At 56.4% G+C, this 15,780-nt stretch carries 11 protein-coding genes; 5 read left to right on the forward strand and 6 right to left on the reverse strand.

The annotated features are described in order from the left end of the window. Positions 1-23: 23 nt before the first annotated feature. Both NQH49_RS02535 and fes read right to left on the reverse strand, forming a co-directional pair. Complete coding sequence (locus NQH49_RS02535; protein WP_256698277.1) at positions 24-3,932, reverse strand: enterobactin synthase subunit F; 3,909 nt, start codon at positions 3,930-3,932, stop codon at positions 24-26. Continuing rightward, the gene (fes, locus tag NQH49_RS02540) at positions 3,917-5,146 is read right to left on the reverse strand and encodes an enterochelin esterase (protein ID WP_256698279.1); all 1,230 of its coding nucleotides are present in this window, start codon (positions 5,144-5,146) and stop codon (positions 3,917-3,919) included. The genes NQH49_RS02535 and fes overlap by 16 nt, the downstream gene beginning before the upstream one ends. A 259-nt stretch (positions 5,147-5,405) precedes the next feature. On the opposite strand from fes, the gene NQH49_RS02545 reads away from it, so the two are divergent. Continuing rightward, complete coding sequence (locus tag NQH49_RS02545; protein ID WP_256698280.1) at positions 5,406-7,676, forward strand: TonB-dependent siderophore receptor; 2,271 nt, start codon at positions 5,406-5,408, stop codon at positions 7,674-7,676. Positions 7,677-7,682: 6 nt separating this feature from the next. Here NQH49_RS02545 and pmrB read toward each other — a convergent pair whose 3' ends face one another. Genes pmrB through dacB form a run of 3 tightly spaced genes read right to left on the reverse strand, consistent with a single transcriptional unit; the run spans position 7,683 to position 10,836 of the window. After that, positions 7,683-8,744 carry a two-component system sensor histidine kinase PmrB gene (gene pmrB / locus NQH49_RS02550; protein ID WP_256698281.1) on the reverse strand — a complete coding sequence of 354 codons (1,062 nt, stop codon included), beginning with the start codon at positions 8,742-8,744 and terminating at the stop codon, positions 7,683-7,685. After that, on the reverse strand, positions 8,741-9,403 hold the full coding sequence (pmrA, locus tag NQH49_RS02555) for a two-component system response regulator PmrA (RefSeq protein ID WP_008104316.1): 663 nt from the start codon (positions 9,401-9,403) through the stop codon (positions 8,741-8,743). The genes pmrB and pmrA overlap by 4 nt, the downstream gene beginning before the upstream one ends. Next, a complete protein-coding gene (dacB, locus tag NQH49_RS02560; protein WP_154154463.1) occupies positions 9,403-10,836 on the reverse strand; it encodes a serine-type D-Ala-D-Ala carboxypeptidase in 1,434 nt (477 codons plus the stop codon). Before dacB ends, pmrA begins: the two co-directional genes overlap by 1 nt. A gap of 246 nt (positions 10,837-11,082) precedes the next feature. On the opposite strand from dacB, the gene greA reads away from it, so the two are divergent. Continuing rightward, positions 11,083-11,559, forward strand: a complete 477-nt coding sequence (gene greA, locus NQH49_RS02565; protein WP_008104312.1) for a transcription elongation factor GreA — start codon at positions 11,083-11,085, stop codon at positions 11,557-11,559. A gap of 126 nt (positions 11,560-11,685) precedes the next feature. On the opposite strand, the gene yhbY is transcribed toward greA, so the two are convergent. Further along, positions 11,686-11,979 carry a ribosome assembly RNA-binding protein YhbY gene (gene yhbY, locus NQH49_RS02570; protein WP_007886683.1) on the reverse strand — a complete coding sequence of 98 codons (294 nt, stop codon included), beginning with the start codon at positions 11,977-11,979 and terminating at the stop codon, positions 11,686-11,688. 125 nt (positions 11,980-12,104) lie between these two features. On the opposite strand from yhbY, the gene rlmE reads away from it, so the two are divergent. The 3 genes from rlmE (at position 12,105) to folP (ending at position 15,780) form a co-directional block, all read left to right on the forward strand. After that, positions 12,105-12,734 carry a 23S rRNA (uridine(2552)-2'-O)-methyltransferase RlmE gene (rlmE, locus tag NQH49_RS02575; protein WP_007886684.1) on the forward strand — a complete coding sequence of 210 codons (630 nt, stop codon included), beginning with the start codon at positions 12,105-12,107 and terminating at the stop codon, positions 12,732-12,734. 175 nt (positions 12,735-12,909) lie between these two features. After that, positions 12,910-14,817, forward strand: a complete 1,908-nt coding sequence (ftsH, locus tag NQH49_RS02580) for an ATP-dependent zinc metalloprotease FtsH (protein WP_036620266.1) — start codon at positions 12,910-12,912, stop codon at positions 14,815-14,817. A 129-nt stretch (positions 14,818-14,946) separates the two neighbouring features. Further along, a complete protein-coding gene (folP, locus tag NQH49_RS02585; RefSeq protein ID WP_256698283.1) occupies positions 14,947-15,780 on the forward strand; it encodes a dihydropteroate synthase in 834 nt (277 codons plus the stop codon).

Genomic DNA, 15,780 nt, shown 5'->3' on the forward strand with positions numbered 1-15,780 from the left:
GGGCTAGGGTGAGGGAAAGAGCGCTATTGCAACAACCGCTGCAACAACGGCCCAATCTGCTCAAACATCTGCGGTGAAATGATCTCCACGTGGGCGCAATCCATTGGCCACACTTCCAGTTCACCGACATACGGCGCCCAGGCGTGGCGCGCATCTTGTCCTGGCTGCTGCGTCTGTTCGGCGAGGAACAGCGTGGCGCGACCGTTGAAACGCGCGCTGCGGGCCGTTGCCAGCAGGCGCACCGAACTGGCGTAGTTGGCTTCGATAGTATCGAACATCGCACGCATCTCTTCACCGGCCTGATGGCGCTGCGCGGCGATAAACTGCTCGCGCTCGCGATTGACCTCTTCCAGCACCGCCGGATCCAGCACGTTCTCGCCGCGTTTCTCATCCCAGTTTTGCGTTTCCGGCGGCCAGGTATCCAGCAGGCCGAGGAACGCCACTTCTTCACCCGCCGCTTCCAGCCGTGCGGCGATGCCTTGTGCCAGGGTTCCGCCCAGCGAATAGCCGAGGAAGTAGTAAGGTCCGTGTGGCTGCACCTCGCGCAGGGTTTGCAGATGGGCGTCACACACCTCATCCAGATGCGCACTTTGGTTCAGCGGGCTGTCGATATCCGGCGACTGAATGCCCACCAGCGACCAGCGCTGATTGAGATAACGCTGCAGAATACTGAACTGCCAGGCAAAACCCGACGCCGGATGGAAGCAGAACAGCGTCGGTCCGTTGCTCTGACGCAGCGGCAGCACCGCTTCAAAACCGGCTTGCTGGTGTGATTGCGTATCACTGAGCAGCGTTGCCAGTTTCTCCACCGTCGAGGCCACCATGATTTGCCCCACCGAAACCGGCTGTTGTAGCTCACGGCGCAGCTGCGCCGCTAAGCGCATCGCCAGCAGCGAATGGCCGCCGAGGGCGAAAAAGTCATCCTGCGCGCTGATTTGCTCGCGTGCCAGCAACTGACAGAAAGCCTTGGCTAAGGTGGTTTCCAGCCCGGCGAGCGGGGCACGCCCAGCGCTGACGCCAGCCGATTGCGGCAACGGCAGCGCTTTACGATCCAGTTTGCCGTTGCTGCTGAGCGGGAAGGCATCGAGCTGCACAATCGCCACCGGCACCATATGCGCAGGCAGGCGTTGCGCCAGCGCCTGACGCAGCGCGTCGCTATCAACCGGCTGCTCTGCAATCACGTAAGCGACCAGCTGACGCGCATCACCTTGCGCCGCCGAACCGCCGAGTACCACCGCGTGCGTGACCGCCTGTTCAATGCCGGGCTGCGCGCTGAGCACATGATCGATTTCATTCAGTTCGATGCGCTGGCCGCGAATCTTCAACTGATCGTCGCTGCGGCCAAGATATTCCACCGCGCCGTTATCCAGCCAGCGCGCCACGTCGCCAGTAAGATACATGCGCTCGCCGGGCATGAAAGGATCGGCGATAAAGCGGCTGGCGGTGAGATCGGGACGGCCGAGATAGCCATGCGCCAGCTGCACGCCGGTTAAATAGAGATCGCCCGCCACGCCCGGCGGCACCGGCTGCATGCGGGCATCGAGGATGCGCAGGCCGGTATTCCACACCGGGAATCCAATCGGCACGCTGGCGCCTTCGACGGCGGCCAGGGTATCACCAAACGCCGGATACCAGCTGACATCCACCGCCGCTTCGGTTGGGCCATACAGATTGTGCAGCGGCACGCGCGTCAGTTTTTCCCATTCGCGTGATAAATCCGTCGGCAGCGCTTCACCGCTGCAGAACACGTTGCGCAGACTGGCGCAGCAGGCAATCGCCGGTTGATCATCCAGCGCCGCGACAAAGGCCGCCAGCATTGAGGGGACGAAATGCGTGGTGGTAACTTTGTAACGGGCAAACAGCTGCTGCAGCGCTTCCGGATCGCGATGGGCTTCTGGCGGTGCCATCACCAACTGCGCACCGACCAGCAGCGGCCAGAAGAATTCCCACACTGAGACGTCGAAGCTGCTCGGGGTTTTCTGTAGCACCACATCATCGGCTTGCAGCGGATAGCGATCCTGCATCCACAACAGGCGATTGACGATGGCTTCATGTCCCACCAGCACGCCTTTAGGGCGACCGGTCGAACCTGAGGTGTAAATGATGTAGGCGCCATCCTGCGGCGTCGGCGCGCTGGCCGGCTGCGGCGCATGCGGGTTGTTATACAGCACATCAAAATGCAGCTGATTGACCGATGCGATGGCGCTGAAGCGCGCGCTGAGCGCCGCGCAGGTGATCAGCGTTTTCGGCGCGGCGTCTTCCAGCATCAGCTGCAAACGGTCATCCGGGTATCCGGTATCGAGCGGCAAATAGGCGGCCCCGAGCGAAACAATCGCCTGCAGCGCCAGCGAGAGTTGCACCGAACGCGGCAGCGCCACGGCGACAATATCGCCACGCTGCACGCCGGCGGTGCTGAGATCGGCGGCCAGCGTAAACACCTGCTGCTGCATCTCGCGGTAGCTAAGCTGATGCTGTGCGTCGGCCAGCGCCGGGGCATCGGGCGTGCGTGCTGCCTGCTGCGCTAACAGGGATGCCAGGGTTTCTGCTGGCAGCGGATAGGCGGTTTGGTTGATCGCGGCAATCTGCGCATGCTCTTCGGCGGTCAGCAGATCGAGCTCGCCGCACGGCCGTTGCGGTTGTTGCGCCAGCTGATTGAGCAGCAGAGCAAAACGGCTGGCGTGACGCTGCAAAGTTTGTTCGCTGTAGCGTTCGGCATTCGCCAATAGCTCCAGCGTCAGTTCACCGTGCTCGCTGATATAAATGGCGATCTCCAGATCGCGCACCGGCCCGGATGCCAGTTGATGTGTGATGCCTTCCACGCCAGCGAAATCGAGTTGGTAATCAAACATCTTCAGATTGATCACCGGTCCGTACAGCGGATCGCTATCGCCGAGGCGGCCGAGATCGCGCTGCACCTGCTCAGCGTCATAGCGCTGATGACGACGCATCTTTTTCACTTCGCCCGCCAGCTGGGCGGCGAGTGCGCTGATCGGCTGCGTCGGATCGTAATGTACCGCCATCGGCAATACGTTGATCACCGGGCCGGTGGCGCACAAGGCGGCCGAGCCGATACGGCGCATAAAGATGAAACCGGCGGCAAAGTCGTTTTGCCCGCTGAGACGCGCCAGCCACAGCACCACCAGCGCAAAGGCGAGATCGGCGGCGCTGGCGTGCGGATGCTGCTGCACCAGCGTCTGGAAGGTGCTGCGATCCAGCGTCACGCTGTGGCGCAGCAGATCGGTGCTGGCATGTTGTCCGGCGAGCGGCAGCGGCGAGAGCGAAGCCGGTGAAGGCAGCGCCGCGCCTTTTTCGCGCCAGAATTGGCTGTCACGCGCAAAGGAGGAGGATTCGCGATAGCGCTGATACTCGTCCACCACTTCGCTAAACGGAATAAACGGCGTTGGTTCAGCGGCTTGCTGGCGTACGGCCGCGCTATAAAGGTTGGCGATGCGGCGCGTCAGCGCGGTAAAGCTGAAGCCATCCACCACCAAATGGTGATAGCGCTGATACCAGAACCAATGCTGATCGTCGAGACGGAACAGGCGGTGATGCCACAGTTTTGCGCCGCTTAATACGCGCAGATCGCCATTCATGTCGTCACGCATCAGCGCACGCGCTGTGGCGGGCGCATCGGCCTCAGCACGCAAATCGACAATCTGCGGCAGGCTAAAGGCGTGTGGCTGCGGCCACTGCAACGCTTCGCCTTCCACCTCACCAAATGCCATGTTCAGCGTGTCGGCTTCCTGCATACCCGCGACGATCGACTGGGCCAACAGGGCGCTATCAATCTCACCGCGCAGTTCGACAAAGTGCGCCACCGCGTAAGCGTTGTGGTGCGGTGACAGCTGATCGGCAATCCAGATGCCGGGCTGTGCCGCGACTAACGGCAAGGTTTTTTGGTCGGTTTGCGTATTCATCAGGGATTCGGACATGGATGCTCCGGTTTGCTCCACAGCGCTTGCAAGCCATTCAGCAGGCCGCCGCGCCAACAGAGCGCGTCATGGCCGCCTTCCACCGGCTGGTAATTTACCTGATAGCCGGCAGCACTAAGCTGCTGTTTAAGTTGTTGATTAGCTTGCAGAATCAAGCCTTCGCGTTTGCCGGCTTCGAGCCAGAAACGCAGCGGTTGGCGCGGCGCGAGACCGCTATCCAGCGCCTGCAGCAACCAGCCGTGTGGATTGCCGCGTTCCGGCCACCAGAAGGATCCGGACAAGCTGAGCGCGTTGCCGAAAGTTTCTGGCCAGTGCAGCGCGGCAAACACCGACGCCAGGCCGCCAAAGCTTTGTCCGGCGACGATGGTGCTGTCCGCCTGCTGGCGATAAGGCGTTGATTGTGCGATTTGCGGTAACAGTTCTTGCTGAATGGCTTGCCAAAACTGCGCGTTGCACGGCAGCTCGCGGCTGCGGTGTTCGCTGTCGATGATGTCGATAAACAGATATACCGCTGGCGGCAAAGAACCGGCATCGGTGAGCTGCTGCAGCGGTCCGGCAATCGGCATGCTGTGCGCCCAAAATTGCCCGTCGAGCATGATGGCCAGCGGACGCTGCGCGGGGTTGGCCTCGCCGGTGGTGTGAATCCACACCTTGCGGCTGTTGCCCAAGAGCGCGCTATCCCATTGCTGTTGTTGCAGTTCAATGGCTGGCGCTGTGCCGTGATCCACCGCTTGCCACAGCTGTTGATTGGGCGCGTGCGGCAGATGCAGCGGCGATACGCCCATACCGCGACCACCGGACCAGCCACGTAAGTGATTCAAAGGATCGGCCTGCGCCGTCGGGAATTTATTGCGCCACCAGTTGCGCAGCGTGGACATCTCGGCAACGCCGGTGAAGTCGGTGGCCTGATCATCGGGCATCAAACAGTAACTGCCGCGCCAGTTGGCGGGCAACGAAGTCTGCCAATACCAAACATTGGTGCCCGCCACGCGCATTAACGACTGCGGCGGGCGGCGCTGGTGGTGATCGGTCACGCCGGTGATGTTGATCCACACGCGCTGGGTCGACGATTGCGTTTCATCGCCTTGTGGGTCACGCCAGAAGAAGGTGACCTGACATTGGCCATCGTCTGCTAACGCAATGCGGGGAATGCCTTGGGATTGTTGCGCCTGCCACCAGGCTTCACTGCCGGTTACATCATTTCGCCAGGTCATAGGGCTGCCAGTCGGTGTTTACGCGGAGATTTACATAAGCTTGATGAATAATACTATTGATAATAATTTGCATTTGCAATAGGGTGACTGCGCTCAAAAATGAGCACGCCTGTTCCGCCTGATGCTTACCGTTCGGTAAGGTTGCGCTACGGATGGTTTGAAGGGTCTGGAACTGGGCGCGATATGGACAGGGATTTTCTCACCGGCTCGCCAGTTAAGCATCCAACGGCTTTTCGCTGGCCATCCAGGAACGTATAAAATGAAAAATTACTCACGCTTATCATTAGCCATTCTGATTGAACTGGGGCTCAGCGCCGCACTGCTCTCCAGCAGCGCCTGGGCAGCAGAGACTTCTTCCAGCAAAACCTCAGCCAGCACCACTGACGCACCATCAATGGACGGCGGCATCTTGATGGTCACCGCGCAGCAGCAGAACCTGCAAGCGCCGGGCGTCTCAACCATTACCGCCGACGAAATCAAAAAGCATCCGCCAGCACGCGATGTATCTGAAATTATCCGTACCATGCCTGGCGTTAACCTGACCGGCAACTCCACCAGCGGCCAGCGCGGTAACAATCGCCAGATCGATATTCGTGGCATGGGCCCGGAAAACACCCTGATCATGGTAGACGGCATGCCGATCACCAGCCGCAATTCGGTGCGCCTCGGCTGGCGTGGTGAACGTGATACGCGTGGCGATACCAACTGGGTGCCGCCGGAGATGATCGATCACATCGACGTGATTCGCGGACCGGCAGCGGTGCGTTACGGCAACGGTGCAGCGGGCGGCGTGGTGAATATCATCACTAAGAAACAGACCGATCAGCAGTGGCACGGTTCCTGGAACACCTATTTCAACGTGCCGGAACATAAAGCGGAAGGCGCGACCAAGCGCACCAACTTCAGCCTCGAAGGGCCGCTGGGCGATGATTTCAACTTCCGTTTGTACGGCGGTTTAGCCAAAACCCAGGCCGATGCCTATGACATCAACGAAGGTCATGCGGCGGCGCGCACCGGCACCTATGCCGACAGCTATCCGGCGGGTCGTGAAGGCTCGGTTAATAAAGATATCAATGCCTTGCTGAGCTGGGCCTTTGCGCCGATGCAGACGCTGGAGCTGCAGGGCGGTTTCAGCCGTCAGGGCAATCTGTATGCGGGTGACACGCAGAACACCAACACCAGCGCGCTGGTGAAAAGCCTGTACGGTGACGAAACTAACCGTCTGTATCGGCAGAACATGTCATTGAAATGGACCGGCGCATGGGATAACGGCGTCAGCACCAACACCTACGCGCGCTACGAGAAAACCCGCAACTCGCGCATTAACGAAGGTTTGGCGGGCGGCACCGAAGGCATCTTCTCCAACAGTGATTTCAACACCATCCAACTGGATGATGTGCTGCTGCATAGCGAAGTCAGCATTCCGTTTGAACTGCTGTTTAACCAAACCGCGACGCTGGGTACCGAATGGAACCAGCAGCGCATGAAAGACGGTTCTTCCAACACGCAGGCGGCGAACTACGGTTCGGTGCCGGGCATCGATAACACCGGCCGCAGCCCGTATTCCCAGGCAGAGATTTTCTCGCTGTTTGCGGAAGACAACATGGAGCTGACCGACAGCACCATGCTGACGCCAAGCCTGCGTTTCGATCACCACTCGATTGTTGGCAATAACTGGAGCCCGTCGCTCAACCTGTCGCAAGGTTTGGGCGATGACTTCACGCTGAAGATGGGGATTGGACGCGCTTACAAAGCGCCGAGCCTGTATCAAACCAATCCAAACTACTTGTTGTACAGCAATGGCCAGGGTTGTGCGGCCAGCACCGGCGCTTGTTACCTGCAAGGTAACAGCGACCTGAAAGCAGAAAACAGCATCAACAAAGAGATTGGTCTGGAGTGGAAACACGAAGGTTATCAGGCCGGTTTGACCTGGTTCCGCAACGATTATCGTAACAAGATCGAAGCCGGTTACTCGCCAGTCAGCAAAGCGTCCAATGGCACCACCGATATTTATAAGTGGGAAAACGTACCGAAAGCGGTGGTGGAAGGGCTGGAAGGTACCGTCAACGTGCCGTTCTCCGACAGCGTGACGTGGAACAACAACTTCACTTATATGCTGCAGAGTAAGAACAAAGAGACCGGCGATCGTTTATCGGTGATTCCGGAGTACACGCTGAACTCGACGCTGAGCTGGCAGGCGACGCAGGATCTTTCACTGCAAACCACGCTGACCTGGTACGGCACGCAGACGCCGAAGAAGTATGATTATAAAGGGAATCTTTCTACCGGCAGCGCAACGGATAAAGTGAGTCCTTACTCAATTATCGGCATGAGCGGTACCTACGATATCAACAAGTACGCCAGCGTCACGGTGGGAATCGATAACCTGTTCGATAAACGCCACTATCGCGAAGGTAATGCGCAAACCACCGGTAACGCCAACACCAACTCTTATCTGTATGGTGCCGGCGCCAATACCTACAACGAATCCGGTCGTACTTACTTTATGAGCCTGAATACCCACTTCTAACGGCGTTTAGCCAATTAGTTGATGCGGTAAATAGCAGCGGGCAATCAGCCCGCTGCGATCTTCACGATTGACCAATTCCAGTCTGCCGCGATGCATCTGCACGATGCGCAGCACGATATTCAAACCCAAACCGCTGCCGCCGTAACGCTGATCGCGACGACGAAATGCTTGCGTGAGCTCTTCCGCTGCGGCGGCTTCAATGCCCGGACCTTGATCCCACACTTCGATAATCACTTGTTGCTGATCCTGCTGCATCTTCACCGCGACTTCGCTGCCTTCCGGGCTGTAACGCGAGGCGTTTTCCAGCAGATTGCGCAGCATCAGGCGCAGCAGTACCGCTTCGCCTTGCTGCGGCACATCGTTGTTCTGCGGCCAGTGCAGGATTTGCTGACGCTGTTGATACATTTCGGCCATTTCTGGTTTCAACGGTTGCATGATGTCTTGTTGCCACTGCAACTGCTGATAGTGACCGCCCGCCAGCGCTTGTCCGGCGCGCGATAACATTAAAAGCTGTTCCACGGTGTGCATCAGCTGATCGATGCGTTCAATGAGCATCTCGCTCTGCGGCACGTTCTGCTGGTGGAGCAGCTCGAGGTGCAGGCGCAACCCGGCCAGCGGCGTACGCAACTCGTGCGCGGCGTCGGCGGTGAACAGCCGTTCCTGCTGCAAGGTGTGATCGAGGCGTGAAAACAGTTGGTTGATCGAGGTGGTTACCGCCACGATCTCATCCATTTCGGAGTAGATCGGTAACGGCGTCAGATTATCCGCTGAACGATGCGCCAGGCTGTCCTGCAGCGATTTCAGCGGACGAATAATCCAGTTAATCGCCCAAAATGACAGCAGCAAGGTGAGGGCGACCATCACTAATGAAGGCAGCAGCAACGAGGCAATCGCCTCACGGATCTCGTTTTCCACGCGATCGTTACGCGCCTGCGCCGAGAGCGTTTCGTTGACCAAAAAACTGATCTGCTCGCGGCTTTCATGCCACAGCCAGATGGCGCTCATCACCTGACAGGTGAGGAGAATCAGCGCCAGCATAATCAGTAATCGCTGACGCATGCTGTTCATTCGCGGATTTCCAGACGGTAACCGACGCCGCGCACGGTTTTGATGCGATCTTTCCCGAGCTTGCGACGTAAATTGTGGATGTGAACTTCGAGGGTATTGGAGCCGGGATCGTCATTCCAGCTGTAGAGATCCTGCTGCAGCGTTTCGCGATGCACGTTTTGCCCCACGCGCATCAGTAAGCGGGTGAGCAACGCGAACTCTTTTGGCGTGATCTCCAGCGGAATCGCTTCCAGCAAAACCTGCTGTGAACTGAGATTGAGCGTCAAATCGCCCTGTTGCAGCAGGTTATCGCTGTGGCCCTGATAACGGCGAATCAGCGCTCGCACGCGTGCCTGTAACTCAACCAGCGCAAACGGCTTCACCAGATAATCATCAGCGCCGGCATCCAGACCATCAACGCGATCCTCCAGCGCATCGCGCGCTGTAAGGATCAATACCGGCACCGCAATGCCGTCGCGTCGCCACTGACGCAGCAGTGAAGCACCATCGCGATCCGGCAAGCCGAGATCGAGCACAATCAGGCTGTATTGCCCGCTACGCAGCAGCGCATTGCTCTCTGCAGCCGTGCTCGCGCAGTCGATGGCGTAGCCCTGCGAGCTTAGTGCCTGCGCAAGGCCCGATTGCAATAGTGCATCATCTTCAACAATTAGCAGTTTCATCAGTTGTTCTTGTTGATATCCGTATAGAGGCGGCTCTCAAAACGTACCAGCGGGATGCGGCGCGTTTTCTGATCTTCCGGCGGCACAGCATAGCCGGACAGGAACTGGACAAAGGCGACGCGCGCGCCGCTGGAGGTGGTGATGAATCCTGCCAGATTATAGACGCCCTGCAGCGAACCGGTTTTCGCCGATACTTTGCCATCCAGTCCTGCTTCGTGCAGACCGCCGCGATATTGCAGCGTGCCGTCGTAACCGGCCAGCGGCAGCATCGAAATGTAATTCAGCGTCGAATCATTTTTCGCAATGTATTGCAGCACTTGCATCATGGTATCTGGCGCGATCAGGTCATGGCGCGACAGCCCGGAACCATCAACCTGAATGCTGTTACCGAGATCGACACCGGCTTTTTCGCGCAGAATGCGACGTACCGCATCCGAACCCGCGCGGAAGGTGCCCGGCACGTTGAAGTAGTGATGGCCGATGGTGCGGAACACGGTATCGGCGATCATGTTGTCTGACTTCTTCAGCATGGTGTGCAGCAGCGTGTGCAGCGGTGCAGATTGCGTCGAAGCCAACACGGTGCCCGGCGATGTCACTTGTGCCTGGCGAACCAGATGACCACTGTAATCAATATCGGCGGCGCGCAGCTCGGCTTTAAGAATCTCACCGGCCCACGCAGCCCCGTCCTGCACGGCAAAGGCCAGCGGCAGCGGCTCTGAACGTTGGCGCATGCAGCCGGTTAAGGTGTAGCGATTGAGCTCGCCTGGCACCACATCCAGCTCGCAATATTGTCCGTCACCGCTGTTGCGGCCAATGGTGCGCACCTGACTAAACATGTGCGCCGGATAATAGGAAGCGATACGCACAAAGGCGTTTTCGCCCGGCGTGTTGGCGCTATACAGCGAAACCGAGAAACAGTTTTTATCGACGATTGCTGCGCCCGGCGGCGCACTGAAGCACTGCGTCAGATCGTTCCACGGCCAGCCTGGCGCCATATCGTGGCTGGCGAATACCGAGGTGTCGATCACCAGGTTGCCCTTGATATGGGTGATGCCCTGCTTTTTCAGCGCGGCAACCATGTTGCGCAGATCCTGGCGACCCAGCGTGGGATCGCCGCCAAAACGCGCCACCAAATCGCCATTCAAGGTGCCATCGTTAACCGCACCTTTGGTCTCCATGGTGGTCTGGAAACGGAAATCGGGCCCGAGTTCTAACAAAGCCGCCAGCGCTGTCACCACTTTCATGGTGCTGGCCGGTAACGCCATCTGTTTGCCGTGATAATCGATTATCGGGGTGGATGCGCCCACTTTTTGTACCATCAGCGCCAGGTTTGCGCCGTCTGGCAAATACTGCATGTATTCATCAACGGGGGCTGCTTGTGCCTGCAGCATAAACGCACAGGTTAATCCGGTAACAAGTCGTGAAAATCGCATAATCTCGCGGTAACTGACGGGTGAGGGCGTCAATACTACGTCCCCGGACGGTGCAAAGTAAACGATGACCCACAGGGAACTCTAGGGTAAAATACGTATCAAAATGCAAAACCGATCCTGACCCGGAAAGCTTTCCCGGTCAGGCTTCTTTTGCTTGTGAAAAGAGGTAACGCGCCGCAGAAGCTGTTTTCTGCTGTCACCGGTCAGGATGACGCCGTTAACCAGGATAGATGACGAGGAGCCAAAATGAATCAGATTCCGATGACGTTGAAAGGCGCTGAGAAGCTACGCGAAGAACTGAACGAACTGAAATCCGTGAAGCGTCCGCGCATTATCGCCTCCATCGCCACAGCCCGTGAGCACGGCGATTTGAAAGAAAATGCCGAATATCATGCGGCTCGCGAAGAACAGGGTTTCTGCGAGGGTCGTATTCAGGAGATCGAAGCCAAGCTTTCCAATGCGCAAGTCATTGATGTAACTGCCATGCCAAAAACCGGTCGCGTGATTTTTGGCGCTACCGTGACCATCCTCAATGTGGATACGGATGAAGAGTTCACCTATCGCATCGTGGGTGACGATGAAGCTGACTTCAAACAGAACCTGATTTCAGTGAATTCGCCGATGGCGCGTGGATTGGTTGGAAAATCAGCAGACGATGTCGCGATTGTGAAAACCCCGGGCGGGGATGTGGAATATGAAGTCCTGAAGGTGGAATACCTTTAAGATATTGCTACGCTTTGCAATATGTCGCTGCATTTTGTAAAGAAAGGAAAAAGGCCGCATTGCGGCCTTTTATCACATGCAGGAGCGTGGCACTTTCTTTGCCCGTCGCCGCCTTTAAAGGCATGATTAACGCGGAAGAGTAATTTTACGCTCTTTGGCAGGGCGATACAGCACCAGCGTGTTGCCGATTACCTGTACGTTGCCTGCTTTAGTCTCACGCACGATAGCGTCCACGATCAGCTGCTTAGTTTCACGATCTTCCGAGGCAATTTTTACCTTGATCAATTCGTGATGCTCGAGCGCCAGTTCGATTTCGGCGAGCACGCCTTCGGTCAGGCCATTACCGCCCAGCATGACAACCGGCTTAAGCGGATGGGCAAGGCCTTTCAGGTGCTGTTTTTGTTTGGTACTCAGATTCATCGTATTTTTTGCTTACTCAGGGATTGAAAACGGTTCATTCTACCGCCATCTCGGGTATATCGCCAAATCAACGCGACCATTGCGTGCTGATTTATCGCTACGATGACGATTTAATTGGAAAAATTATGACGGGTAAAAAGCGTTCGGCCAGTTCCAGTCGCTGGCTACAGGAACACTTTAGCGATAAATATGTGCTGCAGGCACAGAAAAAAGGGTTACGTTCGCGTGCCTGGTTTAAACTTGAAGAAATTCAGCAGGGTGACAAGATTTTCAAACCCGGGATGACAGTTGTTGATCTCGGTGCGGCACCCGGCGGTTGGTCGCAATATGTGGTTCAGCTTATCGGATCAAGTGGTCGTATCATCGCCTGCGATCTGTTACCAATGGATCCGATTGTCGGCGTTGATTTTTTGCAGGGCGATTTTCGAGATGAGGCGGTACTTAACGCCTTACTCGAGCGCGTAGGCGACCAAAAGGTGCAGGTGGTGATGTCTGATATGGCACCCAACATGAGCGGTACACCTGCGGTTGATATTCCACGTTCGATGTATTTGGTAGAATTGGCGCTGGAAATGTGTCGGGATATCCTGGCCCCAGGCGGCAGTTTTGTCGTGAAAGTGTTTCAGGGAGATGGCTTCGATGAATACCTGCGGGAAATTCGCTCCCTGTTTACGAAAGTGAAAATTCGTAAGCCGGACGCTTCGCGATTACGTTCGCGCGAAGTGTACATTGTGGCGACGGGGCGCAAACTTTAGCCCGAATTGCCGGAATCAAAGCAAGACGACCAATGCGTTTACTCTGATGTGTAATTCTGAGTTTCAGGGTAAACAAGCAAAATCATCCGCACTGCGATTCCAGGTATGAAGGAACTATAGTACCCTACGCTGTCTGTTAACATCGTTGTAATATGAGGTTAATCCCTTGAGTGACATGGCGAAAAACCTGATTCTCTGGTTAGTCATCGCGGTCGTGCTGATGTCTGTATTCCAGAGCTTTGGGCCCAGCGAGTCGAATGGCCGTAGGGTTGATTATTCAACTTTCCTATCGGAAGTGAACCAAGATCAGGTCCGCGAGGCACGAATTAACGGGCGTGAGATTAACGTTGTCAAAAAAGACAGCAATAAATACACCACCTATATCCCCGTCAACGATCCTAAGTTACTCGATAACCTGTTGACCAAAAACGTCAAAGTAGTTGGCGAACCGCCTGAAGAACCAAGCCTGCTGGCTTCCATCTTCATCTCATGGTTCCCAATGCTGCTGCTGATTGGCGTGTGGATCTTCTTTATGCGGCAGATGCAGGGCGGCGGCGGCAAGGGCGCGATGTCCTTCGGCAAGAGCAAAGCCCGCATGCTGACCGAAGATCAGATCAAAACCACTTTTGCTGACGTGGCCGGTTGTGATGAGGCCAAAGAAGAAGTGGGTGAGCTGGTAGAGTATCTGCGTGAGCCGAGCCGTTTCCAGAAACTGGGCGGTAAAATCCCGAAAGGCGTCCTGATGGTCGGCCCTCCGGGTACCGGTAAAACGCTGCTGGCGAAAGCGATTGCTGGCGAAGCGAAAGTGCCTTTCTTTACTATTTCCGGTTCTGACTTCGTTGAAATGTTTGTCGGCGTTGGTGCATCTCGTGTGCGTGACATGTTCGAACAAGCCAAGAAAGCTGCGCCATGCATCATCTTTATCGATGAAATCGATGCAGTTGGCCGTCAGCGTGGCGCCGGTTTAGGCGGTGGTCACGATGAACGTGAACAAACGCTGAACCAGATGCTGGTTGAGATGGATGGCTTTGAAGGTAATGAAGGCATCATCGTAATCGCGGCAACTAACCGTCCTGACGTACTTGACCCAGCGCTGCTGCGTCCAGGCCGCTTTGACCGTCAGGTTGTTGTCGGTCTGCCAGATGTGCGTGGTCGTGAGCAGATTCTGAAAGTCCATATGCGTCGTGTGCCGCTGGCCACCGACATGGATCCTTCAGTTATCGCACGTGGTACGCCTGGCTTCTCCGGTGCGGATTTGGCTAACCTGGTTAACGAAGCTGCGCTGTTTGCTGCTCGCGGCAACAAGCGTGTGGTTTCAATGGTTGAGTTTGAAAAAGCCAAAGACAAAATCATGATGGGTGCAGAACGTCGCTCCATGGTGATGACCGAAGAGCAGAAAGAATCGACGGCCTATCACGAAGCGGGTCACGCGATCGTCGGTACGCTGGTTCCGGGTTACGATCCGGTGCACAAGGTCACCATCATCCCGCGTGGTCGTGCTCTGGGTGTGGCGTTCTTCTTGCCAGTAGGCGATGAGATCAGCGCCAACCGTCAGAAGCTGGAAAGCCGTATTTCTGTGGCTTACGGCGGACGTCTGGCGGAAGAAATCATTTATGGTCCGGACTATGTTTCTACCGGTGCTTCATCTGACATCAAAATGGCAACCAGCGTAGCACGCAACATGGTTACGCAGTGGGGCTTCTCTGAGAAGCTGGGTCCATTGCTTTACGCTGAAGAAGAGGGTGAAGTGTTCCTCGGTCGTTCAGTGGCGAAAGCAAAACACATGTCAGATGAAACGGCGCGCATTATCGATCAGGAAGTTAAACACCTTATCGATACCAACTATCAGCGTGCACGCCGTATTCTGAATGAAAACATGGACATCCTTCACGCGATGAAAGACGCGCTGATGAAGTATGAGACCATTGATGCACCGCAAATCAGCGATCTGATGGCACGCCGCGAAGTGCGTCCACCAGCAGGCTGGGAAGAGGCGAAAGTTGCTGTGGGTAACGGCGACTCTACCCAGGCTCCACGTCCTGTTGATGACCCGAAAACACCGGGTTCAGACAAGATCATGTGATAGCTTTCTGGCGGGATACGTTGCTCACCGCCAGATTTGCAGCCGCAATACTTGTTACAATGCAAACCCCGGCAAGTCCGGGGTTTTTTACATTCTGCGATTCAGTGATTCCTCAAGGAGATTCTCGCCATGAAGTTGTTCGCCCGTGATTCCCATCTCGATCTCTCTTTTCCCCATGTGATGGGTATTTTGAATGTCACGCCGGACTCTTTCTCTGATGGTGGAAGCCACAACACGCTGGTCGATGCGCTGACGCACACCAATGAAATGGTGAATGCCGGTGCCACCATCATTGATGTGGGCGGTGAATCAACGCGTCCGGGCGCTGATGAAGTTAGCGTAGAAGAAGAGCTGGCACGCGTTATTCCGGTGGTGGAAGCCATCGCGCAGCGTTTTGAGGTGTGGATTTCCGTGGATACTTCCAAACCAGAAGTGATCCGTGAAGCGGCGCGAGTGGGTGCTCACATTATCAATGACATTCGCTCACTGTCTGAACCGGGCGCGCTGGCAGCGGCAGCAGAAACCGGTTTGCCGGTGTGTTTGATGCATATGCAAGGTGAACCGCGCACCATGCAGCAGGCACCGGAATATAGCCATATCGTGAACGAAGTGGACGCTTACTTCGCTGCGCAGATTGCGCGATGTGAAGCAGCCGGTATCAAAAAAGATAATCTGCTGCTCGATCCTGGCTTCGGTTTCGGTAAGAATCTCAGCCACAACTATGAACTGCTGGCCAATCTGAGTCATTTCCACCATTACGGCTTACCGCTGTTGGTCGGGATGTCGCGGAAGTCGATGGTTGGTCAGTTGCTAAATGTCGGTCCGGCGCAGCGCCTGACCGGAAGCCTCAGCTGTGCGGTGATTGCCGCCATGCAAGGGGCGCAAATTATTCGCGTGCATGATGTGAAAGAGACTGTCGAAGCGATGCGCGTCGTCGAAGCGACACGGAGAGCAAAAGGATAA

This window comes from Pantoea trifolii, from assembly GCF_024506435.1.
Lineage (GTDB): Bacteria > Pseudomonadota > Gammaproteobacteria > Enterobacterales > Enterobacteriaceae > Pantoea > Pantoea trifolii.

Coding starts and splice junctions, on each gene's coding strand:
- NQH49_RS02535 (WP_256698277.1), bottom strand. CDS start 3,932: ATGTCCGAATCCCTGATGAATACGCAAACCGACCAAAAAACCTTGCCG.
- fes (WP_256698279.1), bottom strand. CDS start 5,146: ATGACCTGGCGAAATGATGTAACCGGCAGTGAAGCCTGGTGGCAGGCG.
- NQH49_RS02545 (WP_256698280.1), top strand. CDS start 5,406: ATGAAAAATTACTCACGCTTATCATTAGCCATTCTGATTGAACTGGGG.
- pmrB (WP_256698281.1), bottom strand. CDS start 8,744: ATGAACAGCATGCGTCAGCGATTACTGATTATGCTGGCGCTGATTCTC.
- pmrA (WP_008104316.1), bottom strand. CDS start 9,403: ATGAAACTGCTAATTGTTGAAGATGATGCACTATTGCAATCGGGCCTT.
- dacB (WP_154154463.1), bottom strand. CDS start 10,836: ATGCGATTTTCACGACTTGTTACCGGATTAACCTGTGCGTTTATGCTG.
- greA (WP_008104312.1), top strand. CDS start 11,083: ATGAATCAGATTCCGATGACGTTGAAAGGCGCTGAGAAGCTACGCGAA.
- yhbY (WP_007886683.1), bottom strand. CDS start 11,979: ATGAATCTGAGTACCAAACAAAAACAGCACCTGAAAGGCCTTGCCCAT.
- rlmE (WP_007886684.1), top strand. CDS start 12,105: ATGACGGGTAAAAAGCGTTCGGCCAGTTCCAGTCGCTGGCTACAGGAA.
- ftsH (WP_036620266.1), top strand. CDS start 12,910: ATGGCGAAAAACCTGATTCTCTGGTTAGTCATCGCGGTCGTGCTGATG.
- folP (WP_256698283.1), top strand. CDS start 14,947: ATGAAGTTGTTCGCCCGTGATTCCCATCTCGATCTCTCTTTTCCCCAT.